Origin of the sequence: Agromyces sp. Marseille-Q5079 (genome assembly GCF_051016555.1) — a bacterium.
Classification (GTDB): Bacteria; Actinomycetota; Actinomycetes; order Actinomycetales; family Microbacteriaceae; genus Agromyces.
The window spans coordinates 365,778-392,034 of record NZ_JBPEJF010000003.1 but is presented as its reverse complement, the minus strand read 5'-3'; the positions used below and the strand labels follow the sequence as shown (position 1 = coordinate 392,034).

Annotated in this window: 23 protein-coding genes; 2 read left to right on the top strand and 21 right to left on the bottom strand. The window is 71.5% G+C overall.

Translation table 11 applies throughout. The annotated features are described in order from the left end of the window. Positions 1-43: 43 nt before the first annotated feature. From pheT to infC, 10 genes are all read right to left on the bottom strand, one after another. Positions 44-2,566 (bottom strand): phenylalanine--tRNA ligase subunit beta, encoded by a 2,523-nt coding sequence (gene pheT / locus ACR3IO_RS09290; RefSeq protein WP_434070908.1) that lies wholly within the window; start codon positions 2,564-2,566, stop codon positions 44-46. A 3-nt stretch (positions 2,567-2,569) separates the two neighbouring features. Further along, entirely contained in the window at positions 2,570-3,610 is a 1,041-nt protein-coding gene (pheS, locus tag ACR3IO_RS09285) for a phenylalanine--tRNA ligase subunit alpha (protein ID WP_434070907.1), read from the bottom strand. 63 nt (positions 3,611-3,673) lie between these two features. Beyond that, entirely contained in the window at positions 3,674-4,603 is a 930-nt protein-coding gene (locus ACR3IO_RS09280; protein ID WP_434070906.1) for an amino acid ABC transporter permease, read from the bottom strand. Next, positions 4,600-5,250 carry an amino acid ABC transporter permease gene (locus ACR3IO_RS09275; RefSeq protein ID WP_434070905.1) on the bottom strand — a complete coding sequence of 217 codons (651 nt, stop codon included), beginning with the start codon at positions 5,248-5,250 and terminating at the stop codon, positions 4,600-4,602. Before ACR3IO_RS09275 ends, ACR3IO_RS09280 begins: the two co-directional genes overlap by 4 nt. Positions 5,251-5,310: 60 nt before the next feature. Further along, positions 5,311-6,171, bottom strand: coding sequence for a glutamate ABC transporter substrate-binding protein (locus tag ACR3IO_RS09270; protein ID WP_434070904.1), 861 nt, complete (start codon positions 6,169-6,171; stop codon positions 5,311-5,313). A 50-nt stretch (positions 6,172-6,221) separates the two neighbouring features. Beyond that, positions 6,222-7,010: an amino acid ABC transporter ATP-binding protein gene (locus tag ACR3IO_RS09265; RefSeq protein ID WP_434070903.1), complete on the bottom strand. Its 789-nt coding sequence runs from the start codon at positions 7,008-7,010 to the stop codon at positions 6,222-6,224. Positions 7,011-7,089: 79 nt separating this feature from the next. Continuing rightward, complete coding sequence (locus tag ACR3IO_RS09260; RefSeq protein ID WP_434070902.1) at positions 7,090-7,893, bottom strand: TrmH family RNA methyltransferase; 804 nt, start codon at positions 7,891-7,893, stop codon at positions 7,090-7,092. 92 nt (positions 7,894-7,985) lie between these two features. Then, positions 7,986-8,372 carry a 50S ribosomal protein L20 gene (gene rplT, locus ACR3IO_RS09255; RefSeq protein ID WP_434070901.1) on the bottom strand — a complete coding sequence of 129 codons (387 nt, stop codon included), beginning with the start codon at positions 8,370-8,372 and terminating at the stop codon, positions 7,986-7,988. 29 nt (positions 8,373-8,401) lie between these two features. Continuing rightward, entirely contained in the window at positions 8,402-8,596 is a 195-nt protein-coding gene (gene rpmI / locus ACR3IO_RS09250) for a 50S ribosomal protein L35 (RefSeq protein ID WP_434070900.1), read from the bottom strand. A 54-nt stretch (positions 8,597-8,650) separates the two neighbouring features. Next, positions 8,651-9,271, bottom strand: coding sequence for a translation initiation factor IF-3 (gene infC, locus ACR3IO_RS09245; RefSeq protein ID WP_434071172.1), 621 nt, complete (start codon positions 9,269-9,271; stop codon positions 8,651-8,653). A 353-nt stretch (positions 9,272-9,624) separates the two neighbouring features. Between infC and ACR3IO_RS09240 the strand changes: the two genes are divergently transcribed. Beyond that, positions 9,625-9,960, top strand: a complete 336-nt coding sequence (locus ACR3IO_RS09240; protein WP_434071171.1) for a DUF1844 domain-containing protein — start codon at positions 9,625-9,627, stop codon at positions 9,958-9,960. A gap of 67 nt (positions 9,961-10,027) precedes the next feature. Here ACR3IO_RS09240 and ACR3IO_RS09235 read toward each other — a convergent pair whose 3' ends face one another. The 9 genes from ACR3IO_RS09235 to ACR3IO_RS09195 all read right to left on the bottom strand — a co-directional run bounded on the left by ACR3IO_RS09235 (position 10,028) and on the right by ACR3IO_RS09195 (position 21,537). Beyond that, a complete protein-coding gene (locus tag ACR3IO_RS09235; protein ID WP_434070899.1) occupies positions 10,028-10,807 on the bottom strand; it encodes a DNA-formamidopyrimidine glycosylase family protein in 780 nt (259 codons plus the stop codon). Then, positions 10,794-15,356, bottom strand: a complete 4,563-nt coding sequence (locus ACR3IO_RS09230; protein WP_434070898.1) for an ATP-dependent helicase — start codon at positions 15,354-15,356, stop codon at positions 10,794-10,796. Before ACR3IO_RS09230 ends, ACR3IO_RS09235 begins: the two co-directional genes overlap by 14 nt. Positions 15,357-15,406: 50 nt before the next feature. Continuing rightward, a complete protein-coding gene (locus ACR3IO_RS09225) occupies positions 15,407-16,801 on the bottom strand; it encodes a pyridoxal phosphate-dependent decarboxylase family protein (protein ID WP_434070897.1) in 1,395 nt (464 codons plus the stop codon). A 70-nt stretch (positions 16,802-16,871) separates the two neighbouring features. Further along, complete coding sequence (locus ACR3IO_RS09220) at positions 16,872-17,792, bottom strand: SseB family protein (protein ID WP_434070896.1); 921 nt, start codon at positions 17,790-17,792, stop codon at positions 16,872-16,874. Continuing rightward, positions 17,776-18,525 (bottom strand): bifunctional 1-(5-phosphoribosyl)-5-((5-phosphoribosylamino)methylideneamino)imidazole-4-carboxamide isomerase/phosphoribosylanthranilate isomerase PriA, encoded by a 750-nt coding sequence (gene priA, locus ACR3IO_RS09215; protein WP_434070895.1) that lies wholly within the window; start codon positions 18,523-18,525, stop codon positions 17,776-17,778. The genes ACR3IO_RS09220 and priA overlap by 17 nt, the downstream gene beginning before the upstream one ends. 105 nt (positions 18,526-18,630) lie before the next feature. Beyond that, the gene (hisH, locus tag ACR3IO_RS09210) at positions 18,631-19,269 is read right to left on the bottom strand and encodes an imidazole glycerol phosphate synthase subunit HisH (RefSeq protein ID WP_434070894.1); all 639 of its coding nucleotides are present in this window, start codon (positions 19,267-19,269) and stop codon (positions 18,631-18,633) included. After that, positions 19,266-19,880, bottom strand: a complete 615-nt coding sequence (hisB, locus tag ACR3IO_RS09205) for an imidazoleglycerol-phosphate dehydratase HisB (protein WP_434070893.1) — start codon at positions 19,878-19,880, stop codon at positions 19,266-19,268. Before hisB ends, hisH begins: the two co-directional genes overlap by 4 nt. After that, on the bottom strand, positions 19,877-21,001 hold the full coding sequence (locus ACR3IO_RS09200) for a histidinol-phosphate transaminase (protein ID WP_434070892.1): 1,125 nt from the start codon (positions 20,999-21,001) through the stop codon (positions 19,877-19,879). The genes hisB and ACR3IO_RS09200 overlap by 4 nt, the downstream gene beginning before the upstream one ends. 62 nt (positions 21,002-21,063) lie before the next feature. Beyond that, the gene (locus ACR3IO_RS09195) at positions 21,064-21,537 is read right to left on the bottom strand and encodes a LysM peptidoglycan-binding domain-containing protein (RefSeq protein ID WP_434070891.1); all 474 of its coding nucleotides are present in this window, start codon (positions 21,535-21,537) and stop codon (positions 21,064-21,066) included. A 252-nt stretch (positions 21,538-21,789) separates the two neighbouring features. On the opposite strand from ACR3IO_RS09195, the gene lexA reads away from it, so the two are divergent. Continuing rightward, the gene (gene lexA / locus ACR3IO_RS09190) at positions 21,790-22,479 is read left to right on the top strand and encodes a transcriptional repressor LexA (RefSeq protein ID WP_434070890.1); all 690 of its coding nucleotides are present in this window, start codon (positions 21,790-21,792) and stop codon (positions 22,477-22,479) included. A 137-nt stretch (positions 22,480-22,616) separates the two neighbouring features. Here the strand turns inward: lexA and metE are convergent, their stop codons facing one another. Further along, positions 22,617-24,962: a 5-methyltetrahydropteroyltriglutamate--homocysteine S-methyltransferase gene (gene metE, locus ACR3IO_RS09185; RefSeq protein ID WP_434070889.1), complete on the bottom strand. Its 2,346-nt coding sequence runs from the start codon at positions 24,960-24,962 to the stop codon at positions 22,617-22,619. Further along, the gene (locus tag ACR3IO_RS09180) at positions 24,959-25,951 is read right to left on the bottom strand and encodes a methylenetetrahydrofolate reductase (protein WP_434070888.1); all 993 of its coding nucleotides are present in this window, start codon (positions 25,949-25,951) and stop codon (positions 24,959-24,961) included. The genes metE and ACR3IO_RS09180 overlap by 4 nt, the downstream gene beginning before the upstream one ends. Positions 25,952-26,257: the final 306 nt, after the last annotated feature.

Here is a 26,257-nt window from a genome sequence, read left to right as displayed (position 1 = left end):
GGGGCATCCGACAGCCCCGACCCGGCGAACGACCGGATGCGTGCTACTCGCGGATCGCCGCGCCCGTGCGCTCCCCTGCCAGGGCCGCGCCGGCGAGCTTCGCCTCGCTGGCCTCGGCCGCGGTGAGCGTGCGATCGGGTGCACGGAACCGCAGTGCGAACGTGAGGCTCTTCGCGTCGTCGGGCACGCCGGCTCCGCGGTAGTCGTCGACGAGGTGCAGCTCCTCGAGCAGGTCACCGGCGCCCTCGCGAACGGCGGCCGCGACGACCGCGGCGGGCACGTCGACACCGACCACGAGCGAGAGGTCCTGCGTGGCCGCCGGGAACGTGCCGATGGCACGGGCCTCGGGCTGCGCGTCGGCGAGCTCGATGACGGCGTCGAGGTCGAGCTCGAGCACCGCGACGACGCGCGGCAGGTCGGCGTCTTCGGCGATCGAGGGCAGCAGTTCGCCGGCGAACCCGACCGTGCGGCCGGCGACGCGGAGCTCGGCCGTGCGGCCCGGGTGCAGCGCGTGGTGCGATCCCTGCACGATCTCGAACTCGGCACCGGTCGCGAGGCCGACGCCGCGGACGGCGTCGAGCGCGTCGACGATGCCCGCGGGCACGGCCGCCTGGCCCGGCTGCTTCGTGATCGCGTCACCGACGAAGAGCGCGGCGACGTGGCGCGGCTGCGGCGGGATGCCCGCGTTCAGCGCTGCGAGCTCGTCGTCGTTCGGCAGTGCGGCCCCGGCCGGGAGCTCGCTCGAGCCGTAGGAACGGCCCGGCTCGGGCAGGAACACGAGGCCGAGCTCGAACAGCGCGAGGTCGACGAGGCCGCGCGAGCGGTTGCGCTTGGCCGCTCCGATGAGCCCGGGCAGCAGCGAACGACGCAGCAGCGCGTTCGAGGCGTCGAGCGCGTTCGCAAGCCTCACCGAGGCCACGGGGCTGCCGTCGACGCTGCCGTACTGCTGGTTGTCGTCGGCGTTCGAGAACGGGAACGAGAGCACCTCGGTGGCACCACCGGCGGCGAGCACCTCGGCGACGCGGCGACGGATGCGCTGCGACCGCGTGAGCCCGCGCCCGGGCGGCGCGACCGGCAGCACGGACGGGATGCGCTCGTAGCCGCCGAGCCTGGCGACCTCCTCGACGAGCTCCTCGCGCCCGGTCAGGTCGGGACGCCACGACGGCGGGACGACGGCGAGTCCGCCGTCGACCTCGGTGATGACGCCGCCGATCTCGGCCAACGCGTCGTGCACCTCGGCGTCGGAGTACTCGACGCCGATGACCCGGGAGACGTACCCGTGCGGCAGCACGATGGCGGACCGCTCGTCGACGTCGCGGATCTCGGCGACGCCCTCGGCCGTGCCGCCCGCGAGGTCGACCATGAGCTGGGCGACCCGCGCCGACGCCGCTGCGGCGATGGCCGGGTCGACGCCGCGCTCGTTGCGCTTGGACGCCTCGCTCGGCAGCTTGTGCCGGCGTGCCGATCGCGCGATCGTCACGGGGTCGAAGTTGGCGGCCTCGATGAGGACGTTCGTCGTCGAGGCCGACATCTCGGTGTCGGCGCCGCCCATGACGCCCGCGATGCCGATGCCCCCGCGGTCGTCGGCGATGAGCAGGTCTTCGACGTGGAGCGTGCGCACCTTCTCGTCGAGCGTCGTGATCGTCTCGCCATCGGCCGCGCGCCGCACCACGATGCCGCCCTGGAGGCGGTCGAGGTCGTAGCCGTGCGTGGGCTGGCCGAGCTCGAGCATCACGTAGTTCGTGATGTCGACGAGCAGCGAGACCGAGCGGATGCCGGCGAGCTTCAGCCGCGCGACCATCCACGCGGGCGTCGGACGCGTGGCGTCGACGCCCCGCACGACCTGCGTCGTGAACACCATGGTTCCGGCGCGGCCGCGGATGGGCGCGTCGTCGCGGATCTGGACCGGGAACGGCGCGGCCGCGGCATCCGTCGCCGGCACCACGGTGACGGGGTCGCGGAATGCGGCCCCGGTGGCGTGCGCGTACTCGCGGGCGACGCCGCGGATCGAGAACGCGTAGCCGCGGTCGGGCGTGACGTTCAGCTCGACGGCGGTGTCGTCGAGGCCGAGCAGCGCGATGGCGTCGGTGCCGACGGGCGCGTCGATGCCGAGCGTCGACAGGCGCAGGATGCCGTCGTGGTCCTCACCGAGGCCGAGCTCGCGAGCCGACGCGATCATGCCGTCGGAGACGTGGCCGTAGGTCTTGCGCGCCGCGATGGGGAACGGGCCGGGCAGCACCGCGCCGGGCAGGGTCACGACGACCTTGTCGCCGACGAAGAAGTTGCGGGCACCGCAGACGATGCCGTGCACGGCCTCGCCGCCGTCGGCCGCGGTCTCGCCGTCGGGCGCGACGCGCACCTGGCACCAGCGGATCGTCTTGCCGTTCGACTGCGGTTCCTCGACGAACTCGAGGACCTCACCGACGACGATGGGCCCGACGAGGTCGAACGTGTGCACGTCCTCCTCTTCGAGGCCGATCTCGACGAGGGCGGCGTGCACCTGCTCGGGCGTCGTCCCGGGGACGAGCTCGACGTACTCGGCGAGCCAACTCAGCGGCACTCGCATGTCTCAGACCACCATTCCGAACTGCTGGGAGAAGCGGATGTCTCCCTCGACCATTTCGCGCATGTCCTGCACGTCGTTGCGGAGCATCAGGCCGCGCTCGATGCCCATGCCGAACGCGAACCCCGTGTAGACCTCGGGGTCGATGCCCGCGGAACGCAGGACGTTCGGGTGCACCATGCCGCAGCCGCCCCACTCGATCCAGCGGGGCCCCGACTTGAACGTCGGGTGCCAGAAGTCGAGCTCGGCCGACGGCTCCGTGAACGGGAAGTAGCTGGGGCGCAGGCGCACCTTCGCCTCGTCGCCGAAGATCGACTTGACGAAGTGGTCGAGCGTGCCCTTGAGGTTGGCCATCGTCAGGCCCTTGTCGACGGCGAGACCCTCGAACTGCATGAAGACCGGCAGGTGCGTGGCGTCGAACTCGTCGGTGCGGTACACGCGGCCCGGGGCGAGCACGTAGATGGGCACCTCGCGGTCGAGCATCGAGCGCACTTGGACGGGGCTCGTGTGCGTGCGCATCACGAGGTGGGCTTCGGGCGGGTCGACGAAGAACGTGTCCTGCATCGCCCGCGCCGGGTGATCGGCGTCGAAGTTCAGCGCGTCGAAGTTGAACCACTCGCTCTCGACCTCTGGGCCCTCGGCGATCTCCCAGCCCATGCCGGTGAAGACGTCGCACACCCGGTCTTCGAGCAGGGTGAGCGGATGCCGCGCTCCGACGGCGCCGCGCGACGGCAGCGCCGTGACGTCGAGCGCCTCGGCCTCGAGCTGCGCCGCCGCCTCGGCGGCGACGATCTCGGCCTCACGGGCGGCGAAGGCCTGGTTGACGCGCCCGCGCGCGCCGCCGACGAGCTTGCCGAGGGCGGCCTTCTGGTCGTTGGGCACGTTGCGCAGTTCTGCGTTCAACTGGGCGAGTTCGCTCTTCTCGCCGGTGTGCTCGGCGCGGACGGCCTTCAGCGCGGCGGAATCGCCGGCCGAGGCGATCGCGGCGAGGGCCGCGGCGACGGCGGACTCGACGGACTGCTCGGTGATTTCACGGGGCTCGGACACAAGGAACGAGTCTAGCGGGGCGGGCTCGGAGGATCGCGCGGAGCGACGAGCGGATGCGGCCGGTCAGCGCCCCGCGTCGCGCGCCGCCTCGTCGGCCTCGGCCGTCGCATCGGCCAGCAGCAGCGCCTGGCTCGGGTCCTCGGGTGCGGGGCCGGCCTTCGCGGGGTGGTACCGGCGGTCGGTCCGCTTCGCGAGCCACCGCGCGAACCACGACAGGAGGAGGTCGATCGTGAGGTACAGCACGAACGCGATGCACCACAGCGTGAACAGGTACCGGTTGCCGTAGTAGCTACCCAGGTTGTTCAGCGTGACGCGCAGCAGCTCGGGGTAGCCGACGATGTACGCGAGCGACGTGTCCTTCAGGAGCACGACGAGCTGGGCGACGATGATCGGGAGCATCTGGCGGAACGCCTGCGGGAACTCCACGAGCATCTTCGACTGCAGCGGTCGCATGCCGACGCTGAGCGCGGCCTCGCGCTGGCCCCTCGGCAGCGCGACGAGGCCGGCCCGGAGCGCCTCGCCGATCAGGGCGCCGTTGTAGATGGCCAGCGCGGAGACGACGGCCCAGTACTGGCCGGTTCCGGCCACCAAGAGGATGAACAGCATCATCAGCAGCACGGGCATGCCGCGGAAGAACTCGATGAGCACGGCGGTCGGGATCCGCACCCACGCGATCGCCGAGCTGCGCAGGAGCGAGAGCACCACGCCGATCGCGATGGCGAGCACGGCCGCGACGACCGCCGCGCGGAGGGTGTTCCACACGCCGACGCCGAAGATGAAGCCCCACATCTCGGGGTCGAGGACGATGTCCCACCGGCTCGGGTCGAACAGGCCCGGCAGCGTGACGCCGCCCGACTCGCGCGGCGTGTTCAGGGTCGCGATGACCCAGCCCATGCCGCCGACGACCACGATCGCCGTGACGACCGAGAGGATGCGGGACAGCCGCCGGGCCTTGGGGCCGGGCGCATCGAACAACACGACGGCACCGCTCATCGCTGCACCACCCACTTCCGCTCGAGCTGGGTCGCGAGGAACCCGAGGGGCACCGTCACGACGAGGTAGAAGAAGGCGATGCCGACGAGGATCGCGATCACGGCGTCGCCGTGCGCGTTCGCGAGCGTGCGGCCCACGCCGAACAGCTCGCTGACGAACCCGACGCCGCCGACGACGGACGTGTTCTTCGTGAGGGCGATGAGGACGTTGATGAGGGGCGGGATCGTCATGCGGAACGCCTGCGGGAGGACGATCAACGACACCGTCTGGCCGAATCCGAGGCCGAGGCTGCGCGCCGCCTCGGCCTGGCCGAGCGGCACGCCGTTGATGCCGGACCGGAGCGCCTCGGCGATGAACGGCGAGGTGTACACGGCCAGGGCGATCATGCCCGCGGCGAGGTAGGGCAGGTCGGACCCGAGGATCGGCAGGATGATCGCGCAGAAGATCACGACGAGCGTGAGCGGGGTGTTGCGGATGATCTCGGTGTAGACCGTGGCGACCACGCGCAGCGTGGCGATCGGCGAGATGCGCATGGCTGCGATGACCGTGCCGAGCACGAGTGCGCCCGCCCCGCCGACCGCGAGGAGCAGCAGCGTCACGCTGAAGCCCTCGAGGTAGAGCGGGAGGTTCGCGATGACGACGTCCACGCGCGTCCTCTCAGTGGTGAAGGGTCGGACCCGGGCCCATCGGGCCCGGGTCCGTTCGGATCAGTACCGGTCGACGGCGGGCGGGTCCACGAACGGCAGTTCGGCACCGGCGGTGGAGTTCCACGCCTCCTCGTACCGACCGTCCTCGTACGCCTCTTCGAGCACGTCGTTGATGAACATGCGGAAATCGGTGTCGTCGAGCTTCACGCCGATGCCGTAGGGCTCCTCGGTGAACGGCTCGCCGACCACCTTGAACTCGCCCTCGTTCTGCGCCGCGAGGCCCGCGAGGATCACGTTGTCGGTCGACACCGCGACCACCTTGCCGCTGCGGAGCGGTTCGAGGCAGTTCGAGTACGTGTCGGTCTCGAGCACCTCGGCGCCGAGCTCCTTGAGGTTCGCCGCCGGCGTGGATCCCGTGACCGAGCAGACGGGCTGGCCGACGAGGTCGTCCTCGCTCGTGATGTCGTCGTTGTCGGCGAGCACGAGGATCGACTGGCCGGCCAGGTAGTACGGCCCGGCGAAGGAGACGACCTTCTTGCGCTCGTCGTTGATCGTGTACGTCGCGACGACGAAGTCGACCTGGCCGTTCTCGATGAACGGCTCGCGGTTGGCCGAGACGGTCTCGGTCCAGTCGATGTTCTCCTCGTCGATGCCGAGCTCGGAGGCGATGATCTTCGCGATCTCGACGTCGAAGCCCTCAGGGTCGCCCGACGGTCCCGACAGCCCGAAGAGCGGCTGGTCGAACTTCGTGCCGACGGTGACCTTGCCGGCCTCCTGGAGCTTGGCCATGGTCGTGCCGGCCGCGAACGTGGGGGCGGGTTCGTCGGACGCGCCGCCCGAGTCGCCGCCCGAGGTGCATCCGGCGAGTGCGAGCACGGCGACCGCCGCTGCTGCGACGATCGCGATTCTCCTGCGTGACATGTTCCTGCCTCTTTCTCTTGGTGTTCCGGGCCCGCTCGTGGCGAGACCGGCTAGTGGTCGAGGATCTTGGAGAGGAAGTCCTTCGCGCGGTCGGACTTCGGGTGGTCGAAGAAGTCGGCGGGCGTGGCCTCCTCGACGATGCGGCCGTCGGCCATGAACAGCACGCGATCGGCGGCCTTGCGCGCGAAGCCCATCTCGTGGGTGACGACGATCATCGTCATGCCGTCCTTCGCGAGGCCGATCATGACGTCGAGCACCTCGTTGATCATCTCGGGGTCGAGTGCGCTCGTCGGCTCGTCCATGAGGATCAGCTTCGGGTTCATCGCGAGCGACCTCGCGATCGCGACGCGCTGCTGCTGGCCGCCCGAGAGCTGCGCCGGGAGCTTCTTCGCCTGGTTGGCGACGCCGACTCGCTCGAGCAGCACCATCGCCTCGGCCTCGGCGGCCTTGCGCGACATCCGCTTGACCCTGATGGGTGCGAGTGTGATGTTCTCGAGCACCGTCTTGTGCGCGAACAGGTTGAAGGACTGGAAGACCATGCCCACGTCGGCACGCAGCTTCGCGAGCGCGGCCCCCTCTTCGGGCAGTCGCTGGCCGTCGATGCTGATCGAGCCGGAGTCGATGGTCTCGAGACGGTTGACGGCGCGGCAGAGCGTGGACTTGCCCGACCCGCTCGGCCCGATCACCACGACGACCTCGCCGCGATTGACCACCGTGTTGATGTCGTTCAACACGTGCAGTTCGCCGAAATGCTTCTCGACGTGCTCGATCACGACGAGCGGCTCGCCTCGACGCACCGAGATGTTCGACGTCGCAGGTGCGGGTTGAGTCGGCTCCATACCCCCAAAACTAGGGGTCGGAGCGCCCTCCGCGCGTGGGGGCCGGGCCTTGGTTACCGTTTCGTAACCCGGCGCGAGGTCAGCTGCTGCGCTGGGCGAACGCGCTCTCGTAGAGGCAGACGGATGCCGCGGTCGCGAGGTTCATCGATTCGGCGTGGCCGTAGATCGGCACGGTCACCACCCGGTCGGCGAGCTCGAGCTGCTCGTCGAGCAGGCCGTGGGCCTCGTTGCCGAACAGCCATGCCGTCGGCTGCGCGAGCAGGCCCTCGGTGCGCACCTGCAGCAGGTCGTCGCCCTTCACGTCGGCGGCGAGCACGGTGAGACCGGCCGCACGCGCGCGGCGCAGCACGTCCTCGAGATCGGCGCCCACCGCGACGGGCACGTGGAAGATCGACCCCGTCGAGCTCCGGACCACCTTGGGGTTGTACAGGTCGACGGCGCGACCCGTGAACACCACGGCGTCGGCGCCCGCGGCATCCGCAGCCCTGACGATGGTGCCGGCGTTGCCCGGATCGCGCACCTCCTCGAGGATGGCGATGAGCTTCGGGGATGCCGCGAACACGTCCTTGACGGCGGTCGGGAACTGACGGCAGACGGCGACGAACCCCTGCGGCGTCACCGTGTCGGCCATCGAGTCGAGCACCTCTTCGGTGACGTACTCGATCTCGAGGTCAGCGGCATCGGCCGCCTCGGCGATCTCGGGGTGGCGCTCGAGTGCGGTCGGCGTGGCGAAGAGCTCGAGCACGAGCTCGGCACGGAACCGCAACGCCTCGGACACGGCCTGCGGGCCCTCGAGCAGGAACAGCCCGCTCTCGGAGCGCGACGCCTTCTTCGCGAGCTTCGCGACGGAGCGCACACGGGGGGAACGGGGGTTCTCGAGCATGCCGCAAGTCTACGGTCGGCGGGCACCGCGGCCGGGACGCAGAACGGCCCGCCACCACTGGGGTGACGGGCCGTTCGAGGCGAGGATGCTGCTTACGCGGCAGCCTTCGGAGCCGAGGTGTCGGCCGGGAGCGCCTTCTTGGCGGACTCGACGAGTGCCGCGAAGGTCGCGGGCTCGTTCACGGCGAGCTCCGCGAGGATGCGACGGTCGACCTCGATGCCGGCAAGGCCGAGGCCCTGGATCAGACGGTTGTACGTGAGGCCATTCGCACGCGAAGCCGCGTTGATCCGCTGGATCCAGAGGCGACGGAAGTCGCCCTTCTTCTTGCGGCGGTCGTTGTACGAGTAGACGAGGGAGTGGGTGACCTGCTCCTTGGCCTTGCGGTACAGACGCGAACGCTGGCCGCGGTAGCCCTCGGCGCGCTCGAGGATGACGCGGCGCTTCTTGTGGGCGTTGACGGCCCTCTTCACTCTTGCCATGACTGTTTCTTCCTAACGGGTCTCGCGGCTCAGTGGCCGAGAAGCTTCTTGATGACCTTGGCGTCGGGGGCCGACACGACCTTGTCCTGGTTCAGACGGGCCTTGCGCTTCGAGGACTTGACCTCGAGGTTGTGGCGCATTCCGGCCTGCTGCTTCCTGATCTTGCCGCTACCGGTGATCTTGAAGCGCTTCTTGGACCCGGAGTGGGTCTTCTGCTTCGGCATCTCGTGTGTCTCCTTGGTTCTGCCGCCAACTCGTGGCGGACGTGGGGGTCTGGCCTACGCCTCTGCGGCGTCGGCCGTCTGCGTCTCGGACTCGTCCGCGGCGTCCGCCGCCGGGCGCGCCTTGGACGCAGCACGCTGTGCGTTCGCCTCGGCCTTGGCCTCGGACTTGTTCTTGAGGGGAGCGATCACCATGACCATGTTGCGGCCGTCGATCGTCGGGTTGTGCTCGACCGTGCCGAACTCGGCGACGTCCTCGGCGAAGCGCTGCAGGAGGCGCACGCCCATCTCGGGGCGCGACTGCTCGCGGCCTCGGAAGAGGATCATGGCCTTGACCTTGTCGCCGGTCTTCAGGAAGCCGATCGCGCGCTTCATCTTGGTCTCGTAGTCGTGCTTGTCGATCTTGAGGCGGAACCGGACCTCTTTGAGGATCGTGTTCGCCTGGTTGCGCCGGGCCTCTTTCGCCTTCTGCGCAGCCTCGTACTTGAACTTGCCGTAGTCCATGATCTTGGCCACCGGCGGCTTGGAGTTCGGAGCGACCTCGACGAGGTCGAGATCGGCTTCCTGCGCGAGCCGCAGGGCCACCTCGATCTTCACGACGCCGACCTGCTCTCCTGCGGGACCCACGAGGCGGACCTCGGGAACGCGGATACGGTCATTGGTACGGGGATCGCTGATGCGGGTACTCCTCTACTCAAGCTTCTTCACTCGATGGGAGACCGGATGCCGCCCATCGTTCCGAGAGCGAAGATCCACGCACGCTGCACGGAATCACACCGTGCAACTCTGCGGCCCCCTGTCTACTTCACCGCCTTTCGGGGCGGATGAAGCGGAGGGCGTACAACCCGGTAACCTTGATGAAGCGGTATGCGCGGGTGGGAGAATCTCCACTTTCGATCTGGGACAAGCCCAGACGCGCTGGGGACGAGCCCCAGCAGACCGGAGCATTGCTCCGGACCGAACGAGTCTAGCAGAGGATGTCTGTGAGCAACAATTCAGGCGAGTCCACCACGTCGGCCGAGGTCGACGACATCAACGGCGCCGTCGACGACGCCACCCGCGACATCGCGGAGGTGCCCGCCGTCGAGATCATCACCACGGCGGCCGTGCACCTCATGAGCGCCGCCGCGGTGAAGGTCGGCCTCGCCGACGACCCCGAGGAGCAGACCGACCTCGATGAGGCGCGCAAGCTCATCAACGCGCTCGCGGGCCTCATCACGGCCGGCGCACCCGAGATCAGCGACATGCACGCCCGTTCGCTGCGCGACGGCCTCCGCTCGCTTCAGCTCGCGTTCCGCGAGGCATCCGTCATTCCCGATGCCATCGGCCAGGGACCCGGCGAGAAGTGGACCGGCCCGGTCAACTGAGCCCGGTGCGCCGGTGACGCCCCGTCGTCGGCGCGCCGCCACCGGTAGCGGTACCGTCACCGGGCCGTCACCGCTGGCATGACGGGCACCAGAACGTGACCCGCTCCTCGAGCTCGGTGCGGCCGAGGTCTCCTCGCTCGATGCGTGTGCCGCATCGCCGGCACGGCTCGCCCGCGCGGCCGTAGACCCAGAGGCGCCGCCCCCGCTGATCGACCCCCGTCGTGACCCGAGCTGCGCGATCGCGATTGGCGACCAGCAGGCGACGGCCGAGGTCGACGACGGCCTCGACGCCCGGCACCTCGACGACCGCGCGTTGCGGTCGGATGCCGCGGAGGAAGCACAGCTCGTTGACGTACACGTTGCCGAGTCCGGCGAGGTTCCGCTGGTCGAGGAGCGCCACGGCGATCGGCACGTCGGGTGCCGACCGGATGCGCTGGACCGCCTCGGCGGCATCCCAGTCGGGTCCGAGCAGGTCGGGCCCGAGGTGACCGACGACCTCGGCCTCGGCCGTGCGCGGCACGACCTCGAGCACCCCCAGCTCGAACCCGACGGCGACCGACCTCGGCGTCTCGAGCACGGCACGGGCGAGGTGCGCCGGCCGGTTCCACCGCTCCCCCGGCGCGAAGACCGACCATCGGCCCTCCATGCGCAGGTGCGAGTGCACCGTGACATCCCCGATGCGGACCAGCAGGTGCTTGCCGCGCGACAGCACCTCGTCGACCGCTCGCCCGGACAGGTCGAGCGTCGCGAACCTCGGCACGCGGAAGTCGGTGCGGGTCAGCGTCTCGCCCACGAGCGCGTGCCGCAGCCGTGCCGCGGTCTGGAAGACGGTGTCACCCTCTGGCATCGAGGCGGAGCCCCTTCGGTGTCTCCCCGAATCCGGCCGCCTTCAGCGCGACGCCGAGCGGCGTGCCGAGCACGAACGCGGCGTTCACGGTCTCGACCGCGAGGCGGCGGACCCGCCCGGCGCGAACGAGGCCCGCGACGGCCTCGGCCGCTCGGGCCAGCACGGCGGCGTCGTCGTCGACGTAGGCGAGCATCGTCTTGCCGCCCCGCTCGACGTAGAGCACGAGTTCGCCGTCGACGAGCACGACGATCGCGCCGGCCTTGCGGGCCGCGCGATGCGAGCTCTCGCCCGGCGGCTCGGGCCACGGCAAGGCGGCCCCGTAGGCGTTCGCCGGATCGGTCGCCGCGAGCGCGAGCATCGACGGCTCGAGTGCCGACCCGCCCGCACCGTCTGCGCGGTCGGCGCGATCCGCGTAGCCGCGCAGCCGATCGACCGCACCGGAGGCGGCGAACTGCGCCGCGCCGAGTCGCTCGACGAAGTAGCCGCGACGGGATCGCCCCGAATCCTCGAAGCCGCGCAGGGTGCGGTACACGAGCGCGAACCCGCCCACGACGCCCTCGGCGACCGCGGTGCCCCGCGTGACGACGCCGTAGCGGTCGAGGAGCGTCTCGCCCAGGGCATGGGCGCGCCGGGTCGCATCATCGTCGGGAACGGGCAGGATCGACCATCGCCCGGCGACCGAGGGCGGGCCGGATCGCATGACGGCCGACGAGGCCCTGGGCAGCGCCGCCCGACCCCGGAGCATCCGCGATCTCGGGGTGGACCGCGCCGAGCGGTGGGCGCTGCGCCCGCCCGCGATGAGGGCGCGCACGGGCGCGAACGTGTCGTTCGTGACGAGCCCCGCCCAGACCAGCCCCCACAGGGCCTCGACGAGCTCGTCGTCGGCGACCGGGTGTCCGAGCTCGCCGAAGCGGCCGACGGCATCGGAGAGCTGCCGGAAGAAGAACGCGCCGCCCGACCCGAGCGCCACGAGCACCTCCCGCTGCAACGGCGTGGTCTCGACGCCGATCGGCGGGTCGAGGGTGAGCGGCGCCGAGTCGGCGAGGTGGAGCGTGACCCAGCCGTCGTCGCCCGCGAGCGCCGACGAACCCGACCAGACGATCTCGCCCGTCGCCATGAGCTCGTCGAGCATCGCCGGACTGTAGTCGGCCACGCGCGCCGGCAGCACGAGCGACTCCCAAGCGGATGCCGGGATGCGGGCGCCCTCGAGTTGCTCGACCGCCGAGAGCACGCCCTCGATGCCCCGGAGCGGCCGACCGAGGTGCTGCCATTCGGGGAGGAAGCGTGCGTACGCGCGTTGCGGCACCGGCTCCACCTCGTGACGGAGCGCGGCGAGCGAGCGCCGGCGCAGGCGCCGGAGCACCTCGGCGTCGCACCACTCGGTGGACGTGCCGTTCGGGCGGAACTCCCCCTCGACGACCCGGCGCTCGTCGGCGAGCCGGCGCAATGCGGCCTTCGCGACTGCGACGCCGATGCCGAACCGCTCGGCCACCTCGTCTGCGGCGAACGGCCCGTGCGATCGCGCGTACCGGCCCACGAGGTCGCCGAGCGGATCGCCGACGTGCTCGGCGAACGCGACCGCGACCCCGGGCGGAACGGGTACCCCGAGCGCATCGCGGAGGCGCCCGACATCCTCGATGGCGGCGAGGTGCTCGCGGCCGGCGAACGTGAGCCGAACGGCTCGCCGGGCGGCGATGAGCTCACCCGCGGCCTCGCCCGCGTCGGTGCCCTCGGCGACCCGCGCGACCAGCTCGTCCTCGGTGAGGGGCCCGAGCAGTCGAAGCAGGTCGGCGACGCCCTCGACGCCGCGCGCCTTCCAGTCGTCGGCCAAGCGCTGCAGTTCGCGTTCGGTGGTCTCGATGACGCCCGGATCGAGGAGCTCGCGCAGCTCGACCCGCCCGAGGAGTTCGCCGAGCAGCGTCGCATCGATCGCGAGCGCCGCCGCACGGCGCTCGGCGAGCGGCGAGTCGCCCTCGTACATGAACGCCCCGACGTAGCCGAAGAGCAGGGAGCTCGCGAACGGGCTCGGCGCCTCGGTGGTCGTCTCGACCAGGCGGACGCGACGGGCCGCGACGTCGCGCGAGAGCTCGACGAGCGCCGGGACGTCGTAGACGTCCTGCAGCACCTCGCGCACGGTCTCGAGGATGATCGGGAACGTCGGGAACGCGCTCGCGACCTCGAGCAGCTGCGCCGACCGCTGGCGCTGCTGCCAGAGCGGCGAGCGCCGGCCCGGCTGGTAGTTGGGCAGGAGCAGCGCACGCGCGGCGCATTCGCGGAAGCGGCTCGCGAACAGCGCGGATCCGCCGACCTCGTCGGTGACGAGCTGTTCGAGCTCGTCGGCCTCGAAGACGAACAGGTCGGCGCCGGGCGGGTCGACGCCGGTGTCGGGGATGCGCACGATGATGCCGTCATCGGCGGCGACCGCCGCGCCGTCGACCCCGTGCCGTTCGCGCACGCGGGCGGCCACGGCGAGCGCCCAGGGCGCATGCACGGGCATGCCGAACGGCGAGTGCAGGATGACGCGCCAGTCGCCGAGCTCGTCGCGCGTGCGCTCGACCACGAGCGTGCGATCGGACGGCACGTGCCCGGTGGCCTTCGCCTGGTCGGCCAGGAAGGCGATGAGGTTGCTCGCCGCGAACGGGTCGAGGCCGGCGTCGGTGATGCGCGCCCGTGCCTCGGTCTCGGGCGCGGACGCCACCTCGCGCATGAAGGCCCCGAGTGCGCGGCCGAGCTCGGCCGGGCGCCCGAGCCCGTCGCCCTTCCAGAACGGCACCCGCCCCGGCTGACCGAATGCGGGCACCACGTTGACCCGATCGAACGTGATCTCCTGGATGCGCCAGCTCGTGGCGCCGAGCGCGAACACGTCGCCGACCCGGGATTCGTAGACCATCTCCTCGTCGAGCTCGCCGACCCGGCGGCCGCCGGCCTCGTCGCCCACGAGGAAGACGCCGAACATGCCCCGGTCGGGGATCGTGCCGCCGCTCGTGACCGCGAGGCGCTGGGCGCCGGGTCGCCCGACGAGCGTGCCGGCCTCGCGGTCCCAGACCACGCGGGGGCGCAGTTCGCCGAACCGGTCGGACGGATACCGGCCGGCGAGCAGGTCGAGCGTCGCCTCGTACGCCGATCGGGGAAGCCCGGCGAACGGAGCCGCCCGCCGCACGGCATCGAACCAGGCGTCGACGTCGAGCGACTCGAGTGCCGCGGCGGCGATGGTCTGCTGGGCGAGGATGTCGAGGGGGTTCGCGGGCACGCGCATCGTCTCGATCGCCCCGGCGAGCATGCGTTCGCTCGTGACCGCCGCGTGCACGAGGTCGGCGCGCTGCTTCGGGAAGATCACCCCGCGCGAGACCTCCCCGACCTGATGCCCGGCGCGACCGAGTCGTTGCAGGCCGCTCGAGACCGACGGCGGCGACTCGACCTGCACCACGAGGTCGACGGCGCCCATGTCGATGCCGAGCTCGAGGCTCGACGTCGCCACCACGCACCGCAGGCGGCCGCTCTTCAGGTCGTCCTCGATCTCGGCGCGCTGCTCCTTGCTGACCGAGCCGTGATGGGCGCGGGCGAGCAGCGGCGGCGCCCCTGAGGTCTGGCCGGACTGCGCCATGACGGCCGCCGGCGGCCCGCTCGCGGCAGCGGCCACGACGAGTGCCTCGCGTTCGGAGGCCTCGAGGGCGAGCTCGTTGAGGCGCGCCGTGAGCCGTTCGGCGAGCCGCCTCGAGTTGGCGAACACGATCGAGGATCGATGCGCGAGCACCTGGTCGAGGATCGCCTCCTCGACGTGCGGCCAGATCGACCCGGTCGCGTCGTCGCTCGCGGGCAGCTGCGCCATGTCCTCGACGGGCACCACCACGCGCAGGTCGAACCGCTTCTCGCTGGGCGGCGCGACGATCTCGACCGGCGCGCTCGCGCAGAGGAAGCGCGCGACCTCTTCGACCGGACGCACGGTCGCCGACAGGCCGATGCGCTGGGCGGGCTTGGCCAGGAGCGCATCGAGCCGCTCGAGCGACAGCGCGAGGTGCGCACCGCGCTTGGTCGCCGCCACGGCGTGGATCTCGTCGACGATGACCGTCTCGACCGTGCGGAGCGTGTCGCGAGCCTGCGAGGTGAGCATGAGGAAGAGCGACTCGGGCGTCGTGATGAGGATGTCGGGCGGCGTTCGCAGCAGCGCCCGGCGCTCGGAGGCCGGCGTGTCGCCCGACCGCACGCCGACGCTCACGTGGGGCGGCTCCACGCCGAGGCGCTCGGAGACCCGGGCGATGCCCGTGAGCGGCGCCCGCAGGTTGCGCTCGACGTCGACGCCGAGCGCCTTCAGCGGCGACAGGTAGAGCACGCGCGTGCCGGGCTCGGCGGGCGGCGGGCCCGCGTGCAGCCGGTCGATCGCCGAGAGGAACGCCGAGAGCGTCTTGCCCGACCCGGTCGGAGCCACCACGAGCGCGTGCGCGCCGCGACCGATGGCCTGCCAGGCGGCGGACTGCACGGTCGTGGGCGCGCGGAAGGACTCCGCGAACCAGGTTCGCGTGGCTTCGGAGAAGGTATCGAGCGCGACCACGAGTCCATCCTGCCGCCGACCGCCGACATGCGGACCCTCCCCCGGCGGATTCACCGGGACGGCGGGACGGCGAGCACGCGTCGCAGCGCGGCGAGCGCGGCCTCGACCGCCGCGGCATCCGTCGACCGGTTGCTCACCGAGAAGCGCAGCACGTCCCGGCCGTGCCAGTGCGACGGGTGGGCAAGCGCCACGCCGTCGGCGTCGAGCGCCTGCGCGACCGCGGCGACGTCGCGCCCGTCGAGCGCCGCGCACACCTGCGTGAAGCAGACCTCGTTCAGCACGTCGACCCCCGGCAGTTCCCCGAGGCCCGAGGCGAGGCGCCGGGCCGACTCGACCAGCCCGTCGACGAGGTCGACGACGCCGTCGCGCCCGAGCGTGCGCAGCGCCGCGTAGGTCGGGACGCCGCGAGCACGCCGCGAGAGCTCGAGCACCCGATCGGCCTGGTCGACCCCGACCTCCGCAGCCGGGAGGTAGGCCGCATGCATCGTCATCGCCGCGACGAGGTGCGCGGGGTCGGCGACGGCGACGATGCCGGCGTCGTACGGCACGTTGAGGGTCTTGTGCGCGTCGGTCGCCCACGAGTCGGCGAGTTCCACGCCGGAGACAAGGTGGCGAAGGCGCGGGCTCGCCGCGGCCCACAGTCCGAACGCGCCGTCCACGTGCACCCAGGCGCCCGCGGCGCGTGCCACGGCGATGGACGCCTCGAACGGGTCGGATGCCCCGGAGTGGATGTTGCCCGCCTGCAGGCACACGATCGCGGGCCCCTCTCCCCCGGCCATGACGGCCTCGAGGGCTTCGGGGACGAGTCGGCCCTCGTCGTCGGAGGCCACGTCGACCGCACGGCCGAGCCCGAGCACCCGCAATGCGACATCCACCGAGGGGTGGTGCTCGTCGCCCGCGAGCACGCGGATGCGCGGGGCCCCCTGGATGCCGGCCTCGGCGTCGTTCCAGCCGACCCCTTCGAGCACGGCGTGCCTCGCGGCCGCGAGGGCGACGAGGTTCGCGGTCGTGGCCCCGGTGGTGAACCCGGCGACGGTCGTGGCGGGGAGGCCGAACAGTTCGCAGATCCACTCGCCCGCGAGCTCCTCCGCGGCGTTCACGCCCGGGGTCACCTCGCGGAGCGCCGCGTTCTGGTCCCACGCGCTCACGAGCCAGTCGGCGGCGAGCGCCGCGGGCGCCGTGCCGCCGATCACCCAGCCGAAGAAGCGGGCCGACTGCATCGCCATCAGCCCCGGTTCGACCGCGGCGGCGAGCGCCTCGACGACCTCGACGGGATCGGATGCCCCGCCGGGCAGCTCACGGCCGAGCGCGTCCTTCACCCCCTCGATGCCGACGCGCGGCGCGATCGACCGCGCGGGAAGGGCCTCGAGCCAGGCGTCGGCGATCCGCGCGGCGGCCTCGAGCGGCCGGCGGAACTCGTCGTCGGATTCCGATCCTCGTTCCATGAGAACCCCCCGGGCGTGATTCTGCACCCGGGATCGACGCGCGGCAACCTCACCGGGTCGGGCTCGAACCTCAGGCGGTCGTCGGTGCGGCGCGCAGCCGCACCTTCAGGGAGTCCACACCCGTCGCGATCTCGTCGTCGGCCGCCCACCGCTGCGCGAGGCGCGTGAGCACGATGTCGAGCTCCGAGCGCTCGAGACCGCCCACCAGCGACAGCTCGACGATGAGCTCGGGTCCGGCCAGTCGCGCATCGGGATCGCCGGCTTCGAGCTCGAATCCGAGCACCGCGAGCTCGGTCGACACCGAGCGCGCGAAGGCCATGCGCACAGGCGCCGATTCGAACGACGGATGCCACGGCTGCGACTGGGCGACCGCCCAGACCGCCGGCCGGCGGAGGACGAACTCCGTCGGCGAGCCGGGGTCGAGCACGACGAGGTCGGTACCGTCGTCGGCCGCCGCGAGCGCGACGCGAACTCCGTCGGCCGGGACCGGTCGCGCGAGCGGATTCCACCGGTTCATCGCCTCGACCGACGCGAACACGGGCAGGACCCGGCGTCCGTCAGGCCCTTCGACGGTCACGATGGAGAGCTCCTGGCTCTTCTCGATCTCGAGCCCGTGCTCGCCGATCTCCGTGCCGCCGTCGCCGAGCTGCGCCAGCAGCGGGATCAGCAGGCGCGAACCGCCGAAGGCGGCCACCACGTCGGCCTGGGTTCCGTCGCCGTCGCGGAACGCCGTGAGCGCCTCCGCGAGCTCCTGCGGCGCGCGCCCGTCGTCGGCCGCATGCGGGTTCGGGGCGAACGAGCGCCCCGCCCACGGCACGCCGGCGGAGTCCGTGCGGCCCCCGGGCTCGCCGTGGTCGTGCGCGGGCTCCGGGGCACCATCGTCATGCGTCGGAGCGGGACCGCCCGCGGAGGCCTCGACGTCGCCGGTCACGCGCCGGCCCGCGGCATCCGCGGACCCGGCGTCGTCGCCCGGCTCAGTGGGACGCGACATCCAGCGCCTCGGGGAGCGTGAACGCACCCGCATAGAGCGCCTTGCCCACGATCGCACCCTCGAGGCCGAGCGGCACGAGTTCGCGGAGCGCGGCGATGTCGTCGAGGTTCGAGATGCCGCCGGACGCCACGACCGGACGGTGCGTGCGGTCCATGACCTGGCGCAGCAGGTCGATGTTCGGGCCCTGCAGCGTGCCGTCCTTCGTCACGTCGGTGACGACGTACCGGGCCGCGCCCGCCTCCTCGAGGCGGTCCATGACCTGCCAGAGGTCGCCGCCGTCCTTCGTCCACCCGCGCGCGGCGAGCGTCGTGCCGCGCACGTCGAGCCCGACGGCGATCGCCTCGCCGTACTGGGCGATCACGGATGCCGCCCACTCCGGGTTCTCGAGCGCGGCCGTGCCGAGGTTGATGCGCTTCGCGCCGATCTCGAGCGCGTGCTCGAGCGACTCGTCGTCGCGGATGCCGCCCGAGAGCTCGATGTTCACGCGGCCGCGCACCTGGCGGATGACCTTCTTCAGGATGCCGCCGTTCGAGCCGCGGCCGAAGGCCGCATCGAGGTCGACGAGGTGGATCCACTCCGCGCCCTGGTCGGCCCAGTCGACGGCCGCATCGATCGGGTCGCCGTAGTTCGTCTCGGTACCGGCTTCACCCTTGGTCAGACGTACGGCCTTGCCGCCCGCCACGTCGACCGCGGGAAGCAGTACGAGGCGGGGGGTCTTGTTGAACTCACTCATCACTGTCCTCGGGAATTCGGATGCCGCAGAACCGCGGCATCGGCACAGTCACAGCATCCTAGCCCGCGCACCCCGAAGTGCTGCGATCGTATGACGCGGCGATGCTCAGTCGAGCGAACGGATCCAGTTCGAGAGCAGCCGGATGCCCGCATCCGCCGACTTCTCGGGGTGGAACTGCGTCGCCGACAGCGGGCCGTTCTCGACCGCGGCGAGGAACGACGCGCCGTGCTCGGCCCACGTCAGTCGCGGCTTCGGGAAGGGCGGCATGACGTCGAGGGTCCACTCCTGCGCCGCGAACGAGTGCACGAAGTAGAAGCGCTCGTCGGCGATGCCGTCGAAGAGCACCGAGCCCTCGTCGGGCCGGACCGTGTTCCAGCCCATGTGGGGCAGCACGTCGGCCGGGAGCTCGGTGACCGTGCCCGGCCATTCGCCGAGCCCCTCGGTGTCGTTGCCGCGTTCGACGCCGTGCTCGAAGAGCACCTGCATGCCGACGCAGATGCCGAGCACGTGCCGGCCGCCGGCGAGGCGCCGGTCGATGATCTCGTCGCCGCGAACGGCCCTCAGCTGCTCGATGACGGCCTTGAACGCCCCGACGCCCGGCACGAGGAGGCCGTCGGCCTCGAGCGCCGCGGTGCGATCGGAGGTGACCTCGACCTCTGCACCGGCGCGCTCGAGGGCCTTGGCCGCGGAGTGCACGTTGCCAGACCCGTAGTCGAGCACCACGACGCGCCGCGGACGGGTCACAGCGCGCCCTTCGTCGACGGGATGCCCGACACCAGCGGGTCGTACGCCTTGGCCTGGCGGAACGCGCGCGCGAACGCCTTGAACTCGGCCTCGGCGATGTGGTGCGCATCGCGCCCGCCGAGCACGTTCACGTGCACGGTCAGGCCCGCATTGAACGTGATGGCCTCGAAGACGTGGCGCACCATCGAGCCCGTGAAGTGCCCGCCGATCAGGTGGTACTCGAAGCCCGCGGGCTCTCCGGCGTGCACGAGGTACGGACGCCCGGAGATGTCGACCACGGCCTGCACGAGGGCCTCGTCGAGGGGCACGAGCGCATCGCCGTAGCGCGAGATGCCGCGCTTGTCGCCGAGCGCCTGCCGGATCGCCTGGCCGAGCACGATGCCAACGTCTTCGACCGTGTGGTGCACGTCGATGTGCGTGTCGCCCGATGCCCGCACGGTGAGGTCGGTCAGCGAGTGCTTCGCGAACGCCGTCAGCAGGTGGTCGTAGAACGGCACCGAGGTCTCGATGTCGCTCGTGCCGCTGCCGTCGAGGTCGATGGACAGGTCGATGCTCGACTCGCTCGTCGCGCGCTGCACCCGCGCCGTACGCGAGGCGTTCGAAGTGGTCATGCGTCCATCCTATTCGCGGGGTCGTCGCCGGCCCCTGAGCCGGCGGCCGGGGCGAACGCGGCGATCGCCTCGAGGAACGCGGTGGTCTCGGTCTCGGTTCCGGCCGTGACGCGGAGGCATCCGGGAAGCCCGATGTCGCGGATCAGGATGCCGCGCTCGAGGAGCGCCGTGAACACCGCGCCCGGATCGTCGACACCGCCGAACAGCACGAAGTTCGCGCCGCTGCGGTACGGGTGGAACCCGAGTCGCGCGAGTTCGTCGACGATGCGCTCGCGCTGACCGCGGATGTCGTCGACCATGGCGAGCATCTCGTCGCTGTGCGCGAGCGCCGCGAGTGCGGCCGCCTGGGTCAGCGCGGAGAGGTGGTACGGCAGACGGACGAGCCGAAGCGCGTCGACGACCGCGGGATCGGCGGCGAGGTACCCGACCCTGGCGCCCGCGAACGCGAACGCCTTGCTCATGGTGCGCGACACGATGAGCCGCGGCCGACCGTCGAGCAGCTCGAGGGCGCTCGGCGTGCCGGGGTCGGCGAACTCGTGGTACGCCTCGTCGACCACGACGATGCCGCGTGCCGCGTCGACGACCGCCGCGATGGTCTCGTGCGAGAGCGGAGTGCCGGTGGGATTGTTCGGCGAGCACAACAGCACGAGGTCGGGGTCGTGCTCGCGGATGGCGGCGACCGCCGTCTCGGGGGTCAGCTCGAACTCGGCGTCACGCGGGGCCGCGATCCATGCGGTGCCCGTGCCGGCCGAGAGCAGGCCGTACATCGAGTACGTCGGGGCGAAGCCGAGTGCGCTGCGGCCGGGACCGCCGAACGCCTGCAGCACGTGCTGCAGCACCTCGTTGGAGCCGTTGGCGGCCCAGATCTGGGCGGGCTCGAGACCGTGCCCGAGATAGCGCGCGAACGCCGCGCGAAGCTCGGAGAACTCGCGATCGGGGTACCGGTTCAGGTGAAGGATCGCCGCGGCGACCCGAGCGACGATGTCGTGGGCCACTGCCTCGGGGATCGGATGCGTGTTCTCGTTGACGTTGAGCGCGACGGGAACCGCCTTCTGCGGCGCTCCGTACGGGCTTCGGCCGCGAAGGTCGTCGCGGATGGGCAGGTCGTCGAGAGTGGTCACCTGATCAATGCTAGCGAGCGGAGCGAGGGCATCTCCGCCCGGACGACACCCGGCGAAACCGGTTATCGGACGGCCGGGAGCGCGAGTCGCTGGCCGGGCTGCACGGTCGAGTCGTCGAGCCCGTTGAGCCGCATGATCTCGGAGATGACCTCGCGCGGGTCGCTGTTGGGAGCGAGCGACTCCGCGATGCCCCAGAGCGATTCGCCGTCGGCGACGGTCAGATAGGAGAGCCCCACGTTCGACGGCGCATCGACCTCGGCGGCGGCTCCCCCGCTGCCGAGCACCAGCGACGTGGCGAGCACGACGATCGGGATCGCCGAGAGCACGGTGAGCACGACGCGCCCGCGGCGCGTGAGCCGAAGCCTGCTGCGCACGTCGGCGGTGGTCGGGTGCGCGTATGCGATGCGATCGCTCGCGGCACCGAGTGTTCGCTGCTCCGGACCGACACGATCGCGGACCCCGCGGAAGACGTGCGGGCGATACCCGCCGGCTGCGGAGTTGCCGGTATACGAACCGGTGACCATCACTGCGCTCATCTCGCACCTCCTGAAGCGAGTCGCATCCGGCCCTCGGCCGGGAGGGCCGGATGCGAAACTCTGTTCCGAATATATCTTCGAATGTCGAACATCGCAAGAACCCGATTCGAACGGAATCCGAGGCCGGATCTCGCGACACACTCGAACGGATGTTTGCCGCGCCCCTTCGGGGCGGATACAGTTTCGAATGTCCGACGACAGTCGATCAGACACCACCGACATCCGTTCGATGGATCGGAACGAGGAGCGACGATGAGCACCGAACTCGACGACCTGCGCGAGTCCGGCCGCAGCCGACGCCGCAAGAGCCTCAGCGCGAAGCAGATCTCGATCCTCGAGGCCATCCAGCGCTCGGTGGCCGACCGGGGCTATCCGCCGAGCATGCGCGAGATCGGCGATGCGGTCGGCCTCTCGTCGCTGTCGAGCGTGACCCACCAGCTCAACCAGCTCGAGCTCGCCGGATACCTGCGCCGCGACCCCAACCGGCCCCGTGCGCTCGAGGTGCTCATCGAGCTTCCGGGCGTCGAGGGCCGCACACCGGCAGTCGGCGACCCCGCCCCCGTCGGCGACGCCGCCATGGTCCCGCTCGTCGGCCGCATCGCGGCCGGCATCCCGATCACGGCCGAGCAGCAGATCGACGAGGTGTTCCCCCTCCCCCGGCAGCTCGTCGGCAAGGGCGACCTGTTCATGCTGAAGGTCGTCGGCGACTCCATGATCGACGCCGCGATCTGCGACGGCGACTGGGTCGTCGTGCGCTCCCAGCGCACCGCCGAGAACGGCGAGATCGTCGCGGCGATGCTCGACGGCGAGGCCACCGTCAAGGTCTTCCGGCAGCGCGACGGCCACACCTGGCTGCTCCCCCGCAACAGCGCGTTCGAACCGATCCTCGGCGACGCAGCCGAGGTGCTCGGCAAGATCGTGGCGGTGCTCCGCTCCGTCTGAGCCGCTCGCACGATCCGACCGCTCGCCCGGTCCCGCTCTACGGGTTCGCCGGCGCCGCGGACGCACCGTCGCACGGACGCGGACGGCGGGCGACGCATGCCGCGTCGCCCGCCGTCCGTTCCGGCGCGTCGAGAACCCTAGACGGAGACCCGTTCGCGACCGGCGAGGGCCCGCACCTCGTTCGTCGCGGCGACGAGGTTCTCGAGCGAGGCGACCGTCTCGTCGTACCCGCGCGTCTTCAGGCCGCAGTCGGGGTTCACCCAGAGGCGTGACGCCGGGATCTCCGCGACCGCGCGCTCGAGGAGCGCGGTCACCTCGTCGACGCTCGGCACCCGGGGCGAGTGGATGTCGTACACGCCCGGACCGATGCCGTGGTCGAACCCGCTCGTCGCGAGGTCGTCGACGACCTCCATGCGGCTGCGGGCGGCCTCGATCGAGGTGACATCCGCATCGAGGTTCTTGATCGCGTCGATCACGACGCCGAACTCCGAGTAGCAGAGGTGGGTGTGGATCTGCGTCGCGGATGCCGCGCCCGCCGTCGCGAGCCGGAACGACCCGACCGACCAGTCGAGGTACGCCGGCTGGTCGGCGCGCTTCAGCGGGAGGAGCTCGCGCAGCGCGGGCTCGTCGACCTGGATGATGCGGATGCCCGCGCCCTCGAGGTCGGTGATCTCGTCGCGGAGCGCGAGGGCGACCTGCCTCGCGGTCTCGCCGAGCGGCAGGTCGTCCCGGACGAACGACCACGCGAGGATCGTGACCGGGCCGGTGAGCATGCCCTTCACCGGCTTGTCGGTGAGCGACTGCGCATAGGTCGACCACTCCACCGTCATCGGCTCGGGCCGGGAGACGTCGCCCCAGAGGATCGAGGGACGCGTGCACCTCGACCCGTACGACTGGACCCACCCGTTCGTCGTCACGGCGAAGCCGTCCAGGAGTTCGGCGAAGTACTGCACCATGTCGTTGCGCTCGGGCTCGCCGTGCACGAGCACGTCGAGGCCGATGCGCTCCTGCAGGCGGATGACGCGCTCGATCTCCTCGCGCATCTGCGCGGCGTACGCGTCGGCGGACAGGCTGCCGCTCACGAGGCCGGCACGCGCGCGCCGGATCTCACCGGTCTGCGGGAACGAGCCGATCGTCGTCGTGGGCAGCCCGGGGAGCTCGAGCGACTCCTGCGCGGCGACGCGGACCTCGTACGGGGCGCGGGAGAAGTCGCGGTCGGCGAGCCCCGCGAGACGCTCCCGCACGGCGGGGACGCGCACGCCGGGGGCGGCGGCACGATCGGCCAGTGCGGCGGATGCCGCGTCGAGGTCGCCCTCGATCGACCCACGTCCCTCGGCGAGTCCGCGTGCGAGCACGGCGACCTGCGCGACCTTCTGATCGGCGAAGGCCAGCCAGCTCGCGAGGCGCGGATCGAGCTGGGGCTCGTCCTCGACGTCGTGCGGCACGTGCAGCAGCGACGTCGACGTGGAGACCGCGACCGTCGCCGACAGCGTGCGCACCGCCTCGACCCGCTCGAAGGCACCCGCGAGATCGCCCCGCCAGATGTTGTGGCCGTCGACCACGCCGGCCACGAGCGTCTTGGACGCGAGCGCCGCCGCCGTCGCGGCGTCGAGCGACTCGGGCAGGGTGCCCCTCACGAGGTCCAGTCCGATCGCCTCGACGGCCGTCGTCGCCAGCGCGGGCAGCGCCTCGTCGAGCGAGCCGTACGGCGTCGCGACGAAGATCGCCGGGCGGCCGGCAACGGAGCCGAGCGCCCCGTAGGCGGCTCCGATCGCCGCGACGATGCGTTCGCGGGACTCGTCGAGGCTCTCGCTGACGAGGGCAGGCTCGTCGAGCTGCACCCAGTCGACACCGGCCTCGTGCAGACGTTCCAGGAGCTGCGCGTAGACCCGGACGAGCTCGTCGAGGCGATCCAGCGGACGGAACCCCTCGGGCGCGTCATCCGCCGGCTTCGCCAGCGCGAGGAACGTGACCGGGCCGACGACGACGGGCCGGGTGCGGAAGCCCGCCGCCCGGGCCTCGGCGACGTTCGCGAGGATGCGCTCGGCGTGCAGGGAGAACGACGTGCTCGGCGAGATCTCGGGCACCAGGTAGTGGTAGTTGGAGTCGAACCACTTCGTCATCTCGAGCGGCGCGTGCTCGCCCTCGCCGCGGGCGATGGTGAAGAGCCCGGCGAGGTCCGTGCGACCGTCGGCGTCGAGCAGGTGCGCGAACCGCGCGGGGACGGCACCGACGGCGAGCGCGGCGTCGAGGACCTGGTCGTAGAACGAGAACGACTCGGGGATCGACGAGTCGTCTCGCCCGAGTCCGAGTGCGACGAGACGGTCGCGCGTCACGGCTCGGAGGTCGGCGGCCGTGCGCTCGAGCTCCTCCGCGTCGATGCGGCCGGCCCAGAACGCCTCGACGGCTCGCTTGAGCTCGCGGCGACGTCCGATGCGGGGGTACCCGATGATCGTTCCTGTAGGGAAGGTGCGTGCGGTCATCGTCTCGTGACGTTCCTCTCGTTGGTGGTCTGCGGGTTCGGCGCCAGCCCGAGCCGGTCGACGACGTCGAGCACGGCCTCATGGCGGTTGTACGTGTAGAGGTGGAGCCCCGGGGCACCGCCCGCGAGCACCTCGGCTGCGAGATCGGTCGCGAACGCGATGCCGATGTCGGTCCGGCCGGTGGCATCCGGTTCGATCTCGAGCGCGATCGCGAATTCGGCGGGCGCCTGAACGCCGGTGAGCTCGGTGAGCCGCGCCAGGCGGGCCGGGCTGGTGGTGGGCATGATGCCGGGCAGGATCGGGATCGTGACCCCTCCCGTACGTGCGCGCTCGACGAACGTCAGGTAGTCATCGGCGACCCAGAACAGCTGCGTGATCGCGAGGTTGGCGCCCGCGGCCTCCTTCGCGAGGAGGATGTCGACGTCCTGGTCGAGGTCCCTCGACCGCGGATGCCCGTTCGGGAAGGTCGCCACGGCGACCCGGGTGTCACGGGCACGTTCGCGGATGCGGCTCGCGCCGGGGTTGCCCGGCACCTCGACCTCCTGGAACGGCTCGCGCTCCTGCTGCACCCGATGGATGAGCTGCACGAGCTCGGCCGCGGTCCCGAGGTCGCCGAGCGGCGCATCCGGATCGGCGCCGTCGGGGAGATCACCCCGGAGCGCGAGGAAGCTGCGGATGCCGGCGTCGAGGAACCTGCGCACCAGGTCGTTGGCCTCGGCGTGGGAGGAGCCGACGCACGTGAGGTGGGCCATCGGCTCGACGTCGGTCTGCTCGAGGATGTACCGGAGGACCGTGAGCGAGCGGTCGCGCGACGAGCCGCCGGCGCCGAAGGTCACCGAGATGAACGCCGGGTCGACGTCGACGAGACGATCGATCGTGCGGCCGAGCGCGATCGCCGCGGCATCCGTCCGCGGCGGGAAGAGCTCGAACGAGAGGGGCGTCGCGGCGCGGGCACCCCCGCCGGTCGTCTCGTTGCCGTGCTGCGCCATGCTCTGCTCCCCGGTCGACACCGTGGGAGGCGGGGCGGGCACACAGGCCGCGTACCCCGGCCGTCACGGCTGGTGGTCTCGCGGGCGGGTGCCGGGCTCGGCTGTCGCTCCAAGTGGCCGGCATGGGCCGGACACGTTTCGATCAGATGAGACGATACGCGGGTGTCGGGGCGGCCCGCACGCGTTGTGACGCACTTTGACGCAGAATTTCCTTCCGCGACGACCGAACATCCACCGATCGGGTCGTTCGGTCGCCGCGGCGCCCGTTGCGGCGACGCCGGTCGCGGCGCGCCGGCCGATCCGTCG

Coding starts and splice junctions, on each gene's coding strand:
- ACR3IO_RS09235 (WP_434070899.1), bottom strand. CDS start 10,807: ATGCCAGAGGGTGACACCGTCTTCCAGACCGCGGCACGGCTGCGGCAC.
- priA (WP_434070895.1), bottom strand. CDS start 18,525: ATGAGTGAGTTCAACAAGACCCCCCGCCTCGTACTGCTTCCCGCGGTC.
- ACR3IO_RS09270 (WP_434070904.1), bottom strand. CDS start 6,171: ATGTCACGCAGGAGAATCGCGATCGTCGCAGCAGCGGCGGTCGCCGTG.
- ACR3IO_RS09260 (WP_434070902.1), bottom strand. CDS start 7,893: ATGCTCGAGAACCCCCGTTCCCCCCGTGTGCGCTCCGTCGCGAAGCTC.
- hisB (WP_434070893.1), bottom strand. CDS start 19,880: ATGACCACTTCGAACGCCTCGCGTACGGCGCGGGTGCAGCGCGCGACG.
- ACR3IO_RS09225 (WP_434070897.1), bottom strand. CDS start 16,801: ATGGAACGAGGATCGGAATCCGACGACGAGTTCCGCCGGCCGCTCGAG.
- rpmI (WP_434070900.1), bottom strand. CDS start 8,596: ATGCCGAAGCAGAAGACCCACTCCGGGTCCAAGAAGCGCTTCAAGATC.
- ACR3IO_RS09195 (WP_434070891.1), bottom strand. CDS start 21,537: ATGAGCGCAGTGATGGTCACCGGTTCGTATACCGGCAACTCCGCAGCC.
- ACR3IO_RS09180 (WP_434070888.1), bottom strand. CDS start 25,951: ATGGCGCAGCACGGCAACGAGACGACCGGCGGGGGTGCCCGCGCCGCG.
- lexA (WP_434070890.1), top strand. CDS start 21,790: ATGAGCACCGAACTCGACGACCTGCGCGAGTCCGGCCGCAGCCGACGC.
- ACR3IO_RS09220 (WP_434070896.1), bottom strand. CDS start 17,792: ATGTCGCGTCCCACTGAGCCGGGCGACGACGCCGGGTCCGCGGATGCC.
- ACR3IO_RS09280 (WP_434070906.1), bottom strand. CDS start 4,603: ATGAGCGGTGCCGTCGTGTTGTTCGATGCGCCCGGCCCCAAGGCCCGG.
- metE (WP_434070889.1), bottom strand. CDS start 24,962: ATGACCGCACGCACCTTCCCTACAGGAACGATCATCGGGTACCCCCGC.
- rplT (WP_434070901.1), bottom strand. CDS start 8,372: ATGGCAAGAGTGAAGAGGGCCGTCAACGCCCACAAGAAGCGCCGCGTC.
- pheT (WP_434070908.1), bottom strand. CDS start 2,566: ATGCGAGTGCCGCTGAGTTGGCTCGCCGAGTACGTCGAGCTCGTCCCC.
- ACR3IO_RS09265 (WP_434070903.1), bottom strand. CDS start 7,010: ATGGAGCCGACTCAACCCGCACCTGCGACGTCGAACATCTCGGTGCGT.